The sequence below is a fragment of the Bradyrhizobium sp. HKCCYLS3070 genome (assembly GCF_051167575.1).
GTDB lineage: Bacteria > Pseudomonadota > Alphaproteobacteria > Rhizobiales > Xanthobacteraceae > Bradyrhizobium.
This window is the reverse complement of the sequence record NZ_JBNPTI010000007.1, coordinates 63,425-76,428: the sequence shown is the minus strand read 5'-3', so window position 1 is coordinate 76,428 and position 13,004 is coordinate 63,425. Positions and strand designations below refer to the sequence as shown.

Here is a 13,004-nt window from a genome sequence, read left to right as displayed (position 1 = left end):
GGCGTGGCACGCACGCTCCCGCCTTGCTGGTTCAGCCGCACTATTGCGGGAAGCGCGCGCCCGAGGCAACGGGCGCGAACGGAGACAAGCCATGCGGCAGCGAACGCGCCACGGAGCGTGATTCGACACTCCCGACCTGCCCGGCTAATCAAGCCGGCTGTATTCTCGCGTCAACGGCGCCCGCGGAGCTTGAGCCATGTCAATCGACGATCGTCCGACCATCGCGGCGCCTGATGACGATCCGTATCTGTGGCTCGAGGAGATCGACGGCGAGCGCGCGCTCGCCTTCGTCGCGGCGCAGAACCAGCGCACGCTCGCCGCGTTCGGCGATGCGGCCTTCGAACGCGACCGCGACACGCTGGCCGCCATCCTGGATCGGCCGGACAACATCCCGTTCGTCAGCCGCCGCGGCGGGCTGCTGTACAATCAATGGAAGGACGCGGCGCATCCGCGCGGCTTGTGGCGGCGCACGACGATGGCGGAGTTCCGCAAGGCGCAACCGCAATGGGAGGACCTGCTCGACATCGACCGACTCGCTGCCGACGAAGGCGAGGACTGGGCGCTGAACGGGGTCTCGAGCCTGCCGCCGGCGCATGAGCGCGCCATCCTGAGCCTGTCGCGGGGCGGCAGCGACGCCGTGGTGCTGCGCGAGTTCGACCTCGCGACGAAGCGCTTCGTGACGGGCGGCTTCACGCTCTCGGAGGCCAAGGGCGGCGCCGCCTGGCTCGATGCCGACACCCTGCTGCTGGCGAGCGCGTTCGGCGCGGGCATGGCGACGCCGTCGGGCTACGCGCGGACGGTGCGGCGCTGGCGGCGCGGCCAGCCGGTCGAGCAGGCGGAGGTGATCTTCGCCGCCGAAGGCAGTCAGTCGACATGGGTGCATGTCGGTGTCGATCGCAGCGTCGCGCCGGCGCGGGTGTGGTTTGCCGAGGGCATCGACTTCTTCAACCAATATCTATGGCTCGGTGACGGCGGCGGGGCGCGGACCAGGCTCGACCTGCCGACCGACTGCTGGATGTCAGCGCATGGCGACTGGATGGCCATCAAGCTGCGCCAGCCCTGGACCGTCGGCGAGGTCACCCATCCCGCAGATGTGGTACTCGGTCTCCGGCTCTCGGCATTCCTTGCCGGGCGCCGCGATTTCACCCGCGTGTTCGAGCCCGCGCCGCGACGCGCGCTGCAGGGTCTGTCCTGGGCCGGCGACCGGCTGGTGCTGTCGATCCTCGACGAGCTCAGGGCAAGGTTCGAGGTGTGGACGCCGTCACCGGGGGAGTGGCGCTGCGAGCGGCTTCCCGGCCTGCCGGAGATCGCGACGGTGGACGTCTGGCGTCTCGACACCGACGAGGCCGAAAGCAACGGCGACCTGCTCGCCAACATCCAGGATCCGCTGACGCCGCCGTCGCTGCTACTGATCGAGGGCTTGGCCGCGCCGATCGTGCTGAAGCAGGCGCCTCGCACCTTCAGCGCCGAGGGGCACGTCGTCACGCGACACGAGGCGATCTCGGTGGATGGCGAGCGTATTCCCTACACCCAGACCGGGCCGGCCGAGCTGACAGGCGACGCGCCGGTGCACATGAGCGCCTATGGCGGCTTCGGTCACACGCTCCGTCCGGCCTACAATGCGGCGCTGGGCAAGCTGTGGCTCGAGCGTGGCGGCACGCTCGTGGAGGCCAACATCCGCGGCGGCGGCGAGTTCGGCACCGCCTGGCACGATGCCGGCCGCTATGCGGGCAAGCGGCTCGCGCATGATGATTTCGCCGCGGTCGCCGCCGACCTCGTCCGCCGCGGCGTCACGGTGCCGAAGCGCATCGCGGCGCAAGGCGGCTCCAATGGCGGCATCCTGATCACCAACATGCTGGTGCGCTACCCCGAGCGCTTCGGCGCCTTGTTCTGCACCATCCCGCTGATCGACATGCGCCGCTACACCAAGCTGCTCGCCGGCGCGAGCTGGATCGCCGAATATGGCGATCCCGACAGCGACCAGGATTGGAGCTGGATGTCGACCTACTCGGCCTATCACACCGCAACGCCCGGCCAGCCCTATCCGCCGATCCTGATCGCGACCACGCGGCGCGACGATCGCGTCCATCCCGGCCACGCGCGCAAGATGACCGCCAAGCTGCAGGCCATGGGCTACGACGCCTGGTTCTACGAACCCGCCGCCGGCGGCCATGGCTACGGCACCGACAACCGTGAGCGCGCCAGCTTCATCACGCTGGGCACGCGGTTTCTGGCGCGGCATGTCGGGCTGGAGGCGAAGTGAGCGGCCCATCTTCCGTCATTGCGAGGAGCGAAGCGACGAAGCAATCCAGAGTCCCAACGCGACCCTGGATTGCTTCGCTTCGCTCGCAATGACGGAGATCGGCGAGGCGCCGTCGCAAACCTACGAAGTCCGACCGAACACCAGGATCATGTTGTTGGCGGGCATTTCCATCGTCTCGCGCAAGGCGAGCCCGTGGCGCGCGGCGAGCGCCTCGAGGTCGGCGATGTCGCGCACGCCCCAGTCCGGATCGCGCTCGCGCAGCGACGTGTCGAACACGGCGTTGCTGACCGCCGTGTGCTTGCCGTCGCGCTTGAACGGGCCGTAGAGCACCAGTGCGCCGTCCGCCGACAGCGCCTGCCCGGCGCCGGCGAACAATCCCTCCGCCACCGACCACGGCGCGATGTGAATCACGTTGGCGCAGAAGATCGCGGCGAGCTGCGACGGCCCGCCCGCGGCGCGGAACGCCGCCGGCCAGCCGGGATCTGACAGGTCGATGCGCTGGGCATCACGGATGTTGGACAACCCGGCATGGCTGCGCCAAGCCGCAATGCTGGCGAGGTGGTTGGCGTTGAGATCGCTCGGCCACCACGTCAGGTCCGGGCGCTGCGAGGCGAAATGCACGACGTGCTGGCCGGTGCCGCTGCCGGCCTCCAGCACGTCGCCGGTCTTGCCCGCCAGCAGCCGTTCCAGCACCGCCCAGATCGGCTGGTGGTTGCGGTGGAACGCGGCCGCGTCCAGCCGTCCGTCCGGTTCCACCGGCCGACCGTCCCGGCCGAACTCCACGACATATTCCGCCATGACCATTCTCCCGGCCGCCCCATGGACGGCCCTCGTTAACCGCGTTGCGGCGGCCACCATAGCTGCATTGTCAGCCGATGGTCTTTATGCTTTGCAGCGCCTATATTGCCGAGATCACCGAGACGTCGGAACTCCACCTTGATCACACCTGTCCTGCGTACCGCCCTGGCGATGGGGCTCTCGCTCGCCATGTCCATGGCCGCTCACGCCCAGTCCGGTGCCGTCGACGGCCAGAAGCTCGCCTTCGACCGCGGCAAGGGCAACTGCCTGACCTGCCACGAGATCAAGGGCGGCGACCTGCCGGGCTCGATCGGCCCGAAGCTGGAGAACCTCAAGGCGAGATACGACCGCGCCGAGCTGATCGCGATTCTCAACGACGAGACCAGGCGCAATCCGCTGACGGTGATGCCGCCGTTCGGCCGCAACCGCATCCTGACCGAGCAGGAAATCAGCGCCATCGTCGACTTCCTGCAGACCCTCTGATTCCGTTTGGAGACCGCCATGACTGCCTCGTTCGGCCCGTTGGCCCACCGCCGCCTGTTCCTGAAGGGCGCCGGCCTCGTCGCGCTGATCGGCCTCGGCAACGCCGTGCTGCACGCGACCCCCGTGTTTGCCGCGACCAATGACAACAAATATCCGGAAGACGCCTTCAAGCAGAAGAATGCGGGCGATGCGGTCAAGGCGCTGTACGGCCGTGACCACGAAGCGTCCGACAAGATCAAGCTCGACGCGCCGGAGATCGCCGAGAACGGCGGCGTGGTGCCGATCGCGGTGACGACGTCGCTGCCGAACGTCACCTCGATCGCCTTCATCGTCAGCGAGAATCCGTTCGCGCTGGCGGCGTCGTACCACATCCCCGAGGGCACCGTGCCCGCGGTGGCGAACCGGCTCAAGATGGCCAAGACCTCCAACGTGATCGCGCTCGTCGAATCCGGCGGCAAGCTCTACAGCGCGACCAAGGAGGTCAAGGTCACCGTCGGCGGCTGCGGCGGCTAAGGTCAGGAGATCATCATGGCATCGAGCATCCGCGTCCGCGCCGTCCTGAATGGCGACGTCGCCGAGGTCCAGACACTGATTCAGCACCCGATGGATACGGGCCTGGTCAAGGACGCCAAGGGCGAAGTGATCCCGGCGCACTACATCCAGCAGGTCACCTTCGTGCACAAGGACAAGACGGTGTTCCTGGCCGATTGGGGCACCGCGGTGTCGAAGGACCCCTATGTCAAGTTCGCCTTCAAGGGCGCGGCCAAGGGCGACGAGCTCAAGGTGAGCTGGGTCGACAGCAAGGGCGCGACCGACAGCCTGACGGCGACGATCCAATGAGGGTGCCGCGCCTCGCGCTGACCGTGGCGGCCGCGCTCGCTCTCGGCGCCTCCGGCGCTGCGGCCGCGGACAAGCCGAACCCGGCCGCCGACGCCAAGGCGTTCCAGGATTACTTCGTCAAGAAGTTTCCGAAGGTGGCGTTCGACGATTTCGTCAACGGGCCGTATTCGATGAACGCCGACATGCGCAAGCAATGGGAGGAGAAGGAGCAGTTTCCGCCCTACGAGTTCGCGCTCGATGCCGGCAAGGAGATGTTCGCCAAGCCGTTCAAGAACGGCAAGACCTATGCCGACTGCTTCCCGAACGGCGGCATCGGCATCCGCCAGAACTATCCCACTTTCGACGACAAGGAAGGCAAGGTCATCACCCTCGAGCTGGCGCTGAACCGCTGCCGCGAGGCCAATGGCGAGCAGCCCTACTCCTACGTCAAGGACGAGATGGCATCGCTGACCGCCTACATGGCGTACACGTCGCGCGGCAAGCGCTTCGACATCAAGATCCCCGACGACCCGCGTGCGCTCGAGGCCTTCGAAAAGGGCAAGGAGTATTTCTACACCCGCCGCGGCCAGTTGAACTTCTCCTGCGCGAGCTGCCACGTGCAGAGCCCGGGGGAGCGGATCCGCGCCGAGATCCTGGCGCCGGCGCTCGGCATCCTCAACGCGATGCCGATCTACCGCTCGGAATGGAGCGGCATGGGCACGATCAGCCGGCGCTTCGTCACCTGCAACAGCCAGACACGCGCCGTGCCGCTGGAGCCGCAATCGGACGAATACCGCAACCTCGAATATTACCTGTCCTACGTGTCGAACGGCCTGCCGGTTTCAGGACCTGGAGCACGGCCATGAAAAACGTCACGACAGCAAGCGTCATGAAAAAGATCGTGTTCGCCATGATGGTATCAGCGGTCGGCGCCGGCTCCGCGCGGGCCGCGTCGGAGGCCGACTATCTCGCGGCTGTCGCGGCGGCCGAGAGCGCCAACAAGGAAGCCGGACGTCTGCGCAACCAATGGACCGTGACCCAGGCCGCACTCACCGCTGCGAAGAAGGCAGCGGATTCCGGCAATTTCGATTCTGCGCTGAAGTCGGCGCAGGAGGCCGAGGCGCTCGCTAAGGCCTCGGTCGTCCAGGCCACCAGCGAGAAGCAGCGCTGGAAGGACATGGAGATCCGCTAGAGCATGATCCGGAGAAGTGGCAACCGGTTTTCCCTCGCGACGAACGCCGAAGGCGTTTGTGCGGAGATCATGCTCAAACAAAGGGATGGATCATGATGCGATTCCGTGGAATCGCATCATGATCTAGGACGCGAGCCATGATTCGGCGCCGGGACTTTCTGAAGGCATCAGTTGTCGCCACGCTCGCCGCGCCGGCGTTGCTGCGCAGCGCCCGCGCCGCTGACACCGTCAGCCTTTACGACATCGAGAAGTTCGGCAACGCGCGCATCCTGCACATCACGGACACGCACGCGCAGTTGCGGCCGCTGTTGTTCCGCGAGCCCAGCGTCAATCTCGGCATCGGCGAAATGTGGGGACGGCCGCCGCATCTGGTCGAGCGCGCCTTCCTCGACCGCTACGGCATCCGGCCCGACAGCGCCGAGGCCTATGCGTTCACCTCGTTCGAGTTCGAGAAGTACGCCGTCCGCTTCGGCCGGATGGGTGGATTCGCGCATCTGAAGACCCTGGTCGACAAGCTGCGCGCCGATGCCGGCGACCATCGCTCGGTGCTGCTCGATGGCGGCGACCTCTGGCAGGGCACCGGGCTCGCCAATGCGATGCGCGGCGCCGACATGGTGAGCGCCGCCAACCTGCTCGGCATCGACGCCATGACCGGGCATTGGGAGTTCACCTATGGCGAGGAGGCGCTGCGCACCAACCTCGCCCGCTTCAAGGGCGAATTCCTGGCGCAGAACGTGTTCCTGACGGAGGAGGCGGCGTTCAACGACGCCAAGGCGTTCGATCCCGGCTCCGGCCGCGTGTTCAAGCCGACCACCATCAAGGAGATCGGCGGCGCCCGCATTGCCGTGATCGGCCAGGCCTTTCCCTACGTGCCGATCGCGCATCCGCGCCGCTTCACGCCGGACTGGACGTTCGGCATCCGCGAGGAGGAGCTGCAGAAGCTGGTCGATGGCCTCCGCGGCGCCGACAAGGTCGATGCCGTGATCCTGCTGTCGCATAACGGCATGGATGTCGACCTCAAGCTGGCGAGCCGCGTCACCGGCATCGACGTCATCCTCGGCGGCCATACCCATGACGCGGTTCCGCAGCCGGTCGCGGTCAGCAATTCCAAGGGCGCAACGCTCGTCACCAATGCCGGCTCCAACGGCAAATTCCTCGCCGTGCTCGATCTCGACGTCGGCAAGGGCCGCGTCGCCGATGCGCGCTACCGGCTGCTGCCCGTCTACTCGGAGCTGCTGAAGCCGGACCCGGCGATGCAGGCGCTGATCGATCAGACGCAGCAGCCGCAGGTCGCGGCCTGGAGCGAGAAGCTCGCGACGTCCGACCGGCTGCTTTACCGGCGCGGCAATTTCGAAGGCGCGACCGACGACCTGATCTGCGCGGCGCTGCGCCGCGAGCTCGATGCCGAGATCGCGCTGTCGCCCGGATTCCGCTGGGGCCCGACCTTGCTCGCGAACCAGTCCATCCTGCTCGAGGACGTGCTGGCGCAGACCGCCATCACCTATCCCGAGACCTATGTGCAGCGGATGTCCGGCGCAGAGATCAAGGACGTGCTCGAGGACGTCTGCGACAACCTGTTCAACGCCGACCCCTATCTGCAGCAGGGCGGCGACATGGTGCGAACCGGAGGGCTATCCTACCGCTGCGCGCCCGCCGAGCCGATCGGCCGCCGCATCTCCGATCTCACGCTCGACGATGGCCGGCCGCTGGACGCCCGCAAGAGCTACAAGGTCGCCGGCTGGGCCTCGATGAACGCGCAGGACGGCAAGCCGGTGTGGGACGTGGTGGCCAACCACCTGCGCAACGGCCAACTGGTGCTGGTCGGAACGAACAAGGTCACGCTCTCGGGTGTCGACGGCAATCCCGGATTTGCATCGCAATCGTGACCGCGGATTGCGCGATGCAATCCGACCTGCCGAGCGTTCGCCGCATTGGTGACATCGGGCCGGTCGTGCTAATGCCACGATGATCCAGATCGGAAGGAGGCGCTGATGATCTTCCGCCAATTGTTCGACAGCGTCTCCGGCACCTACAGCTACATCCTCGCCAGCCGCAGCGGCGGCGAGGCCGTCATCATCGATCCGGTGCTGGAGAAGGTCGAGCGCTACTGCCAGCTTTTGCGCGAGCTCGATTTGCGCCTGGTGAAGGCCGTCGACACCCACCTGCATGCGGATCACGTCACCGGCCTCGGCGCTTTGCGCGACCGCACCCATTGCGTCACCATCATGGGCGAGCAGACCAAGGCCGACGTGGTGGCGATGCGCGTCAGCGAGGGCGACCGGATTGCCATCGAGGGCATCAGCCTGGACGTGATGTACACGCCCGGGCACACCGACGATTCCTATAGTTTCTCGCTGGGCGACCGCGTCTTCACCGGCGACACGCTGCTGATCCGAGGGACCGGCCGCACCGATTTCCAGAACGGCGATGCGCGACAGCAGTACGACTCCATCTTCAACAAGCTGCTGCGGCTGCCCGACGACACGCTGGTCTATCCCGCACACGACTACAAGGGCGACACCGTCTCCACGATCGGCGAGGAGCGCCGCTACAATCCGCGCCTGCAGGTCAAGTCGGTCGACGACTACGTTGCGCTGATGGCAAATCTGAAGTTGCCGAACCCGAAGATGATGGATGTCGCGGTGCCCGCCAACATGCGCGTCGGGCTGCATCAGGAGGAGTTGGCGAAGCGGGGCCTGTCGCTGTCGGCACGCGAGGCGATCGAGTGCCTGGGACGCCCCGACGTGCTGCTGGTCGATTTGCGCGAGGCCGCGGAGCGCGCCAAGCATGGCACGCTGTCCGGCGCACTGCACGCGCCCTATCCTGCGATCGAGGACAATCTCAAGCCGGGCGGCATGTTGCGCGAGGTCGCCGCCGCCACCGGCCGCCGCATTGTGTTCTTCTGCGCCTATGGCGAGCGCTCGGCAATGGCCGTGCAGACGGCACAGGCGGCGGGGCTGGCGAATACGGCGCATATTGAAGGCGGGTTGGACGCGTGGAAAAAGGCCGGCGGGCCGGTGGTGCCGTAGGAGGTCACGCTCTCTCGCTGTCGTCCTGGGCAAGCCCGTTGACGCGAAGCGTCAGCGGGCGCCGACCCGGCCATACCGCGTGATCTCACTTGAGGCAGGCTGCCCGTTGCACGAGTCGCGCAACAAACGTCCGCCGGTGGTTATGGGTCCCTGCGTTCGCAGGGACGACACCGGTGTTGGAGCTGCCACCCTACATCTCCGCCCCACGTCATCTGGAACGTCATCCGCGGAGGGAAGCCGCCCCTCGGCCGCCGGCCATCCCGCGCAGGTGCCATGCGCGGGCGTTCATGGACAATGAACCGCATTACGATAGTGTGGCGTTGTGTCGCGCGCGCCCCTGATTTCGGGAGCATCGGCGGTTTGCCGGCAACGCGCCCTCCTTTCCATCGCTGACGCCGGGGGCCAACGGATCGACCATGGCTGACGTTCTCGCCGCACCGCAACATGCTCCGGTCCGGGCCGCCTCGCCGCTGCGCACATTGGCGCTGATCTCGCTGGCGCACTGGGTCAGCCATCTGCACATGCTGGTGCTGCCGATGCTGTTTCCCTACCTGAAGGAGAAGCTCGGCGTCGGCTACATCGAGCTCGGCTTTCCGCTCACCGTGTTCGCGGTCGTCTCGGCCCTGACCCAGGCGCCCGTCGGCTATCTGGTCGACCGCGCCGGTGCCCGCCGCATCCTGCTGATCGGCCTGACGCTCGGTGGCCTGTCGCTGGCGATGCTCGGCGTCTACCTGAGCTATGCCAGCCTTGTCGTCTCGGCGGTGCTGCTCGGCCTCGCCAACGCGGTCTACCATCCTTCCGACTACGCGCTGCTGGCCGCACACATGGAAGAGAAGCGCATGGGCCGCGCGTTCGGTGTGCATACCTTCGCCGGCTATCTCGGCGGCGCCGTCGCGCCCGCCGTGATGGCGGCGCTGGTCACGACCGTCGGCGGCTCCGGCGCGCTGATCGCAGCCGGCCTGGTCGGACCGCTCGCCGCGCTGCTGCTGCTCGTCGGCAACGTGCCCGAGGTGCCGCCGCATCCGCATCACACCAGCGCCGACGGCAGCAAGGTCAAACAGCCCAGCCTGCTGACGCCGATGCTGATGCTGCTGACCGTGTTCTTCATGCTGCTCAGCCTGTCCAACGCCGGCATCGCCAGCTTCGGCGTTGTCGCGCTCATGAACGGCTACGGCATCTCGTTCTCGACCGCCAACATCGCACTGACCGCGTTCCTCGGCGCCAGCGCCGTCGGCGTGCTCGCCGGCGGCCAGCTCGCCGACCGCATCCGCCATCACAACCTGGTCGCGGCCGTCGCCTATGCGATCAACGCCGTGCTGGTGCTGATGATCACTTTCATCAACCTGCCGACCGTGCTGCTCACGGCGATCATGCTGGTCGCGGGCTTCATGAGCGGCGTGATCGCGCCGTCGCGCGACATGCTGGTGCGCAACGCCGCCCCTCCGGGTGCCGCCGGCCGCGCCTTCGGCATCGTGTCGACCGGCTTCAACTTCGCCGGCGTGGTCAGCCCGCTGCTGTTCGGCTGGATCATGGACATGAACGCGCCGCGCTGGGTGTTCGGCACCTCCGTCGTGTTCATGCTGCTGACGATCGTGCTCGCGTTCTTCACCGAGCCGAAGAAGGCCAAGGCGTAGCTGTTAGTCGCAACTATCAAGCTTATCGTCAAAGCGCCCGGACACAGGAGATGAGCGCAGTCCCCATGACTGCGGCGGTGGCTTCTCTCGCAACGCTGCCCCCACTTCCGGCGTGTTGACATCACCGTTCCCTGGCCGATGATGCGGCCAACAACAACACCCGGGGAAGACACGCCATGACGCAGCCAGATCTCGTGATCCGCGGCGGAACCATTGCCGATGGCTCGGGCGGCGAACTCTACGAAGCTGATGTGGCGATTGCGGACGGCTGCATCGTCGAGGTCGGCAAGGTCAACGCATCCGGCCGCGAGGAGATCGACGCACGCGGCAAACTCGTGACACCAGGCTTCGTCGACGTCCACACCCATTACGACGGCCAGGTGACCTGGAGCCATGACATCTCGCCGTCGTCGCAGAACGGCGTCACCACCGCGATCATGGGCAATTGCGGCGTCGGCTTCGCGCCGTGCCGGCCGGCCGATCATCAGCGGCTGATCCAGTTGATGGAGGGCGTCGAGGACATCCCCGAACCGGTGCTCGAAGCCGGCATTCCCTGGGAATGGGAGAGCTTTCCGGATTACATGGAGTGGCTCGGCAAGCGTGAATTCGATCTCGACATCGGCGCGCAGCTGCCGCATGCAGCGCTGCGCGTCTATGTCATGGGCGAGCGCGGCGCGCGCCACGATCCGGCCACCGCCGACGACAACCGCGCCATGGCGGCGCTGGCACGCGATGCGGTCAAGGCCGGCGCGCTCGGCTTCTCGACCTCGCGCACGCTCAACCATCGGACATCGACCGGTGACTACACGCCGACGCTCAAGGCGGGCGAGGACGAGTTGACGACGATCGCGCAGGCCATGCACGGCGCCGGCCGCAGCGTGCTGCAATTCGTGCTCGACATCTCCACCATCCACGAAGACCTGCCGATGATGCTGCGCATCGCCGACACGACGAAATGCCCGATCTCGTTCTCGGTGACGCAGAACGACCGCGCGCCGCAACGCTGGCGGCAGACGCTGGCCGAAATCAACGCCGCCGCCGCGCGCGGCCTGTCGGTGACGGCGCAGATCGCGGCGCGCCCGGTTGGGCTGCTGCTTGGGCTGGAGTTGTCGCGCAACCCGCTGCAGACGCATCCGAGCTACCAGGCGATCGCGCATCTGCCGCTGGATGAGCGCGTCGCGCGGATGCGCGATCCGGCGCTGCGCGCGGCCATCCTAGGCGAGCAGGCCAGCGCGACCGACGACCCGCTGTTCTTCAAGCCGAACTACGACAAGATGTATCTGCTCGGCGATCCGCCGGACTATGAGCAGCCGCCGGCGCGGTCACTCGGCGCCCAGGCCCGCGCGCGCGGCTGTCGTCCCGAGGAACTGGCCTATGACGCGATGCTCACGGATGGCGGGCGCGGCATGCTCTACGTGCCGTTCCTCAACTATTCCGACGGCAATCTCGATGCCACCTACGAGATGCTGCGCGACCCGCGCAGCGTGCCCGGCCTCAGCGACGGCGGCGCGCATTGCGGCATCATCTGCGACGCCAGCTTCCCGACCTATCTGCTGACGCACTGGACCCGCGACCGCAGGCGCGGTGACAAGCTCTCCATTCCGTTCGTCGTCGCCGCGCAGTCGCGCAAGACCGCGCTCTCCGTCGGCCTCGACGATCGCGGCCTGCTCGCGCCAGGCTACAAGGCCGACGTGAACGTCATCGACTACGACCGGCTGCATCTGCATCCGCCGAAGGTGCACTACGACCTGCCGGTCGGCGGCCGCCGCCTGATGCAGGAGGTCGACGGCTATGAGGCGACGATCGTATCGGGCGTGGTGACACGCCGGCATGGCGAAGCCACCGGCGCACGGCCCGGGCGGCTGGTGAGGGGTGCGCGCCAGCTGAGCTGAGACGTCAACTGGCCGCGGCGACTGTCTCGGCAAGCCTTGCAAGCTCGGCTTGCGCGGCGGGATGCTCGTTGAACCAGGGTGGCAACGAGCGCAGCGCGATCTCGAGTGCCCTGCCGGCCTCGTCTTTGCGGCCGTGCAGGAGATGCCACTCACCGATGTAGAAATAGGCTTCAGCCTGTTCTGGAGCCGTTGCCGCCGCGTTCAACAGCTGCTGCGCCGTCGAACGCTCCATGAGAAGATCGAACACGGGCCAGGGCCACTGCCCCGCCGCCCAGTACGCCGCGAAAGAAGCGAGATCTGGCTTGGCGCGCCCCGGCAACCGAGCCAGCGACAGGTAACGAAACAGGGCCGCATAGGGCTCGAACTGGAGCGCGAGCGATCGTTCCATGTCAGCTGCCGCGGCTTCGAACCTGCCGCAGCAGAACTGAATATAGCCACGTCCCCGATGCATGACCGGGTCTTTGGGCGCGAGGCCGACTGCTGTCGTGCTCTGGGCGATCGCGCGATCCAGATCGCCCTTCACATGATGAAGGTACGCGAGCTCGCCATGAGCCGCCGCGAGCCTGGGCTCGAGCGCGAGAGCACGCGTCTGATCGTCAATGGCGCCGTCGAAGTCGCCGAGGAATTTGCGTGACACGCCGCGGGCGCCGTAGGTCTGCGCGTTGGGCTTGAGCTTGAGCGCGAGACCAAAATCCTCGATCGAGCTGGCGTAGCTGCCCATGCCCTGGAGCGCCACGCCGCGATTGTGGTAAGCGTAATGGTTGCGCGGGTTGAGCTGGACCACCTTGCTGAAGTGGAAGATGGCGCCCGAGAAGTCCTCGATCGTCAGGCATCGCACGCCGCGCCAGTACTGCAGCATATGAGAGAACAGGCGCATCATGCGGGACCTCACGC

At 66.9% G+C, this 13,004-nt stretch carries 12 protein-coding genes; 10 read left to right on the top strand and 2 right to left on the bottom strand.

Going from position 1 to position 13,004, the window contains the following annotated elements:
- The first annotated feature begins 196 nt into the window (after positions 1-196).
- Complete coding sequence (locus ACQR03_RS21715; protein ID WP_434841869.1) at positions 197-2,263, top strand: prolyl oligopeptidase family serine peptidase; 2,067 nt, start codon at positions 197-199, stop codon at positions 2,261-2,263.
- Positions 2,264-2,383: 120 nt separating this feature from the next.
- Here the strand turns inward: ACQR03_RS21715 and ACQR03_RS21710 are convergent, their stop codons facing one another.
- The gene (locus ACQR03_RS21710; RefSeq protein WP_315827934.1) at positions 2,384-3,061 is read right to left on the bottom strand and encodes a DUF938 domain-containing protein; all 678 of its coding nucleotides are present in this window, start codon (positions 3,059-3,061) and stop codon (positions 2,384-2,386) included.
- 189 nt (positions 3,062-3,250) lie between these two features.
- On the opposite strand from ACQR03_RS21710, the gene soxX reads away from it, so the two are divergent.
- From soxX to ACQR03_RS21665, 9 genes are all read left to right on the top strand, one after another.
- Positions 3,251-3,544: a sulfur oxidation c-type cytochrome SoxX gene (gene soxX / locus ACQR03_RS21705; protein ID WP_315717170.1), complete on the top strand. Its 294-nt coding sequence runs from the start codon at positions 3,251-3,253 to the stop codon at positions 3,542-3,544.
- An 18-nt stretch (positions 3,545-3,562) separates the two neighbouring features.
- Positions 3,563-4,057 (top strand): thiosulfate oxidation carrier protein SoxY, encoded by a 495-nt coding sequence (gene soxY / locus ACQR03_RS21700; protein ID WP_315717085.1) that lies wholly within the window; start codon positions 3,563-3,565, stop codon positions 4,055-4,057.
- Between the two features lie 15 nt (positions 4,058-4,072).
- The gene (gene soxZ / locus ACQR03_RS21695) at positions 4,073-4,384 is read left to right on the top strand and encodes a thiosulfate oxidation carrier complex protein SoxZ (RefSeq protein WP_315827933.1); all 312 of its coding nucleotides are present in this window, start codon (positions 4,073-4,075) and stop codon (positions 4,382-4,384) included.
- Complete coding sequence (gene soxA, locus ACQR03_RS21690; protein ID WP_315827932.1) at positions 4,381-5,229, top strand: sulfur oxidation c-type cytochrome SoxA; 849 nt, start codon at positions 4,381-4,383, stop codon at positions 5,227-5,229. Before soxZ ends, soxA begins: the two co-directional genes overlap by 4 nt.
- A 23-nt stretch (positions 5,230-5,252) precedes the next feature.
- Positions 5,253-5,555, top strand: a complete 303-nt coding sequence (locus ACQR03_RS21685; RefSeq protein ID WP_409977916.1) for a hypothetical protein — start codon at positions 5,253-5,255, stop codon at positions 5,553-5,555.
- A gap of 137 nt (positions 5,556-5,692) precedes the next feature.
- Positions 5,693-7,441 carry a thiosulfohydrolase SoxB gene (gene soxB / locus ACQR03_RS21680; protein WP_434841868.1) on the top strand — a complete coding sequence of 583 codons (1,749 nt, stop codon included), beginning with the start codon at positions 5,693-5,695 and terminating at the stop codon, positions 7,439-7,441.
- A 105-nt stretch (positions 7,442-7,546) separates the two neighbouring features.
- Complete coding sequence (locus ACQR03_RS21675; protein WP_315827930.1) at positions 7,547-8,584, top strand: MBL fold metallo-hydrolase; 1,038 nt, start codon at positions 7,547-7,549, stop codon at positions 8,582-8,584.
- A gap of 416 nt (positions 8,585-9,000) precedes the next feature.
- Positions 9,001-10,218, top strand: coding sequence for an MFS transporter (locus ACQR03_RS21670; protein ID WP_316171984.1), 1,218 nt, complete (start codon positions 9,001-9,003; stop codon positions 10,216-10,218).
- 176 nt (positions 10,219-10,394) lie between these two features.
- Entirely contained in the window at positions 10,395-12,110 is a 1,716-nt protein-coding gene (locus ACQR03_RS21665) for an N-acyl-D-amino-acid deacylase family protein (RefSeq protein WP_434841867.1), read from the top strand.
- 4 nt (positions 12,111-12,114) lie between these two features.
- On the opposite strand, the gene ACQR03_RS21660 is transcribed toward ACQR03_RS21665, so the two are convergent.
- Positions 12,115-12,990, bottom strand: a complete 876-nt coding sequence (locus ACQR03_RS21660; RefSeq protein ID WP_315827927.1) for a tetratricopeptide repeat protein — start codon at positions 12,988-12,990, stop codon at positions 12,115-12,117.
- Between the last annotated feature and the right edge of the window lie 14 nt (positions 12,991-13,004).